Here is a 3,572-nt window from a genome sequence, read left to right as displayed (position 1 = left end):
GTCCACACTCCCCACGTCCGGTGGGCAGCGCAGAACGATCAAGGACTAAGAGAGGCTCCTCCTACGCCGCCAGCAACCGATGCTCGACGGTGGCAGAGGCCCAAAACGGGTCTGAGCTGGGCGATCCCGTCGAGCGGGACCAACGAAGGATGGATCTGTTGCTGTGGTCCGCACTGCGGACCTGAGGTGGTTGATGGACAGCATCAGAAGGCTTGAAATCAGCACGTCTCTTGACGGTTTGCCTGCGGACCGTACATCCCAGGGGCGCTGCCCCTGGACCCCGCCAGGGGCCAAGCGGCCCCTGGACCCGCATGGCGGGGGCGCTGCCCCCGACCCCGGCAGGGGGCCTACTCGCCCAATGCAGTTGCTTTAATCCGGACCTGTGCCCCCTCCCACCCCTCGACCTGCACCACCGAAAGTCCGCCACGACGATGCGGTGCGCCGACGGAACTTTCATGAAGGACGACAAGGTCGCCTCCCTCGGCACGACGCTGCTGGACTCCGAGCAATACTCGGCGGCCGAGCTGGTCGCGCTCTACCGGCAGCGCTGGGAGATTGAGCTGGCCTTCGACGAGATCAAGAACCACTTTGGCCCCAATGAGGTTCTTCAGCGTGGCCATGAACGGGTGACGGGCAGGGCCGCGTAACGAGCGAGACCCCCGGGCGGTTGGTCGAGGTGTCTGACGTCTCAACTCGCCAGCCAAGGTGTCTCGTTGCCGACCTGTCCTGCCGCACTCGACCTGCCGCACGCGCTGGTGGAGTGGGTCACCGTGCTCATCGTCACCCGCGCGGGTGACCGCCGCTGCAAGCTCCGCCCCTCCCAACGGGCCATGGTCGTCCTGGTCCACCTGCGCGAGCACACCACCCTCGCCAAGGTCGCCGCAGGCTTCGGCATCAGCGAAGCCACCGCCCACATCTACGTACACAGCGTGACCGCACTGCTGGCGGACGAGGCTCCCTCCCTCACCCGCGCCCTGCGGCGGGCCAGGCCGGGCTGCATGCTGGTGGACGGCACCATCGCCGAGTGCGACCGGGTCGGCGACGGCGACTACTCCGGCAAGGCCCGGCAGCACGGCGTGAACATCCAGGCTGTCACCGGCCCGGCCGGCGAGCTGATCTGGTACTCACTGGCGCTACCGGGCCGCACGGTGGACATCACCGCGCCGCCCGTACCCACCGCATTGTCACCGTGTGTGAGCGCTTGCGGATCCCGGCCCTCGCGGACAAGGCCTACGAAGGAGCCGGCGGCACCTTCTGCACCCCATTCAAACGGCACTGCGGACGCGACCTCACCGTGCACCAGAAATCCGTCAACCGCACACACGCCCGCCTGCGCAGTCCCGTCGAGCGTGCCTTCGCCCGCCTGAAGGACTGGCGGATCTTCCGTCACGCCCGCTGTAGCCCCAACCGGCTCACATCAATCGTTCAAGTCGTCCTCACCCTGGAGCAGCACCGCTGAAGAACCTCAATGGTCCGATCAGGTCGCGGACCCCGGAAGGCATCCGGCAAGTACTCTGGGCTTACCTTGCCGTTCACCACGCGATCCGTCAGTTCGCTCATGCAGCCGCGTTGTCGGTCCGCCCCTCGACGCCGACCGCATCTCCTACCTGAAGTGCATCCGCATCGTCCACCGAAGGATCCCATCGCAAGCCGCAGCCACTGCTGCGAAACTGACGCGGGGCCTCACTGAAGCGGCCCAGGAGGCACGCAGCTGCCTACTTCAGGCCCGCCGGAACCGGAACTGCCCACGAGCGATCAAGAAGCCCAACAGATGGTCAGTGTTCAGAACCCGCGCAGGACGGAACACCGTCGAGCCTGGCCGCTGGATCCTCAACCAGACGAAGAAGCCCAAGAGTACTCGACAGGCTGGCAGACCAGTGCAGGTCAACGGCGTTTTGCGCTCTGGAGACATGGGCGAGCGGGGGGCGGTAGCTCCTCAGCCCTGGCGGGCTTGCGGTGCCCCGCCGGGGTGGTCGTTCGCCGTGGGCGGCGAGCGGTTCCGTTGGGGCCTTCAAGACAGGAAGTGCGGCTGAGACCGGGAGAGGGTTGCTGCAACATACGCGCGCCTGTTCCGTCGGCGCACCGCATCGTCGTGGCGGACTTTCGGTGGTGCAGGTCGAGGGGTGGGAGGGGGCACAGGTCCGGATTAAAGCAACTGCATTGGGCGAGTAGGCCCCCAGACCCCCAGGCCAGGCCCTTGCCGGCCTGGCCTGGACCAGCCCACAAGCCTTGCGCCGGCTCCTAACGTCGCCGACGCACCACTTGGGCGCTGGGCGCCCTCTTTGGGCACGTGGGCCTGATAAAGGTCGGCTCGAAGTAGCGGCTGGTGGGTCATAGGGGTGCGCCACCCTGAAGAAGTTCAGCGGCGTGGAGGTGACGAGCAGTGGTTACGGTCGTCCATGGGTGGGGATACGAGTGCGAGGAAGCAGTGCGTGGTGAAGCGCTGTCTGAGATGCAGCAGGTTGGTGCTTGACGTGGATACCGTGGTGAGGTATCACGCGCGCGCACACGATATAAGAGCTAGGGCTCCGCATCGTTGCAGGTCAGAGGGGTGTTACTGATGGGTAAGGTACGCCCCAGGCAACATATCGGCCCGCCAACGTAGCCTCTCGCGAGTCATCGGAAAGGGTTTTGCAACATATAGTTGCATCACGGGCGAGGGAGGTCCGTGGTGCGGCCGAAGCAGCACAAGGTGCCCATGGTTCGAACTGGCGATCTAGACTCAGTCGGGACGCCTTGCATGAGAGTCGGGTAGGTACCTCAGGGGCTACATTCGACACGCGGGATGCCACTATGCATGGCGTCTTTGCCACTTATAGTTGCGCTGGATAGGGTGCTCTTCGTCTGGTATCGATCATGAGGAGCACATGCACCCATGTCAGCACTCCCCTCCGAGGACCCGCAGCGGCAGCGGGCTCCCGATAGAGAGGCAGCGCCAAAGCCGAAGCGGAACGCACCTGCACCCAGCTCGTACCGCAGGCCTCGCGGAGTCCCGAGAACGAGGCCTGCCACGATCGTCAAGCTGCCTGAAGGCCATCGCGCGATCGTGGAGAAGAACCCCACCAGCGTGGGGTTTCTCGGCGGTGCCTTCAGCATGGACAGCCTGGAGTTCCTGAAGTGGATGGCGATCTACTTTCATGACGACAACGCATGCCTTCGGTCCCTGCTCTACCTGATGGGGAGCCAGCAGCCAGGGGGCACGATCAGGGCGACGCAGAAGGAGATCGCCCACGCCCTCCAGCTCAACCGAGTACACGTGAACAGGGCCATCGGTCGTCTCTTCGGCCTCGGACTCGTCCACATGGTTCAGCGAGGCCTCTACCAGCTGAACCCACAGGTCGCGCTTAGGGGTGGGACGATTGAGGTAGAGAAACCCGGTCGATCGGCGACTAGGAAGCCTGCAACACGGAAAGTGGATCAACTCGAGCTCATCGAGGAATTGGCTGAAGACCCGGCTGTCCCTGAGGAGTTCACACAGCTCATGCTTCCCAACAGGGCACCAAAGAAGCCCAGAGCGTCGGAGGGATAGATGACAGCTCAACCTGCCGAGGAGCGCGCTCCGGAACTCTGGA

The 3,572-nt window shown here is 64.7% G+C and carries 2 protein-coding genes and 1 pseudogene; all 3 read left to right on the top strand.

Going from position 1 to position 3,572, the window contains the following annotated elements; translation table 11 throughout:
- The first annotated feature begins 311 nt into the window (after positions 1–311).
- The 3 genes and pseudogenes from ACGRHY_RS27185 to ACGRHY_RS27175 all read left to right on the top strand — a co-directional run bounded on the left by ACGRHY_RS27185 (position 312) and on the right by ACGRHY_RS27175 (position 3,529).
- On the top strand, positions 312–647 hold the full coding sequence (locus ACGRHY_RS27185) for a transposase (protein ID WP_394638290.1): 336 nt from the start codon (positions 312–314) through the stop codon (positions 645–647).
- A 66-nt stretch (positions 648–713) separates the two neighbouring features.
- A pseudogene (locus ACGRHY_RS27180) lies at positions 714–1,459 on the top strand (transposase).
- 1,587 nt (positions 1,460–3,046) lie between these two features.
- A complete protein-coding gene (locus ACGRHY_RS27175; RefSeq protein ID WP_394638289.1) occupies positions 3,047–3,529 on the top strand; it encodes a helix-turn-helix domain-containing protein in 483 nt (160 codons plus the stop codon).
- Positions 3,530–3,572 lie beyond the last annotated feature (43 nt).

It is taken from the genome of Streptomyces shinuiensis (genome assembly GCF_043660855.1).
GTDB lineage: Bacteria > Actinomycetota > Actinomycetes > Streptomycetales > Streptomycetaceae > Streptomyces.
Note: the sequence above shows the minus strand (reverse complement) of the source record. Positions and strands in the feature narration are given on the sequence as shown.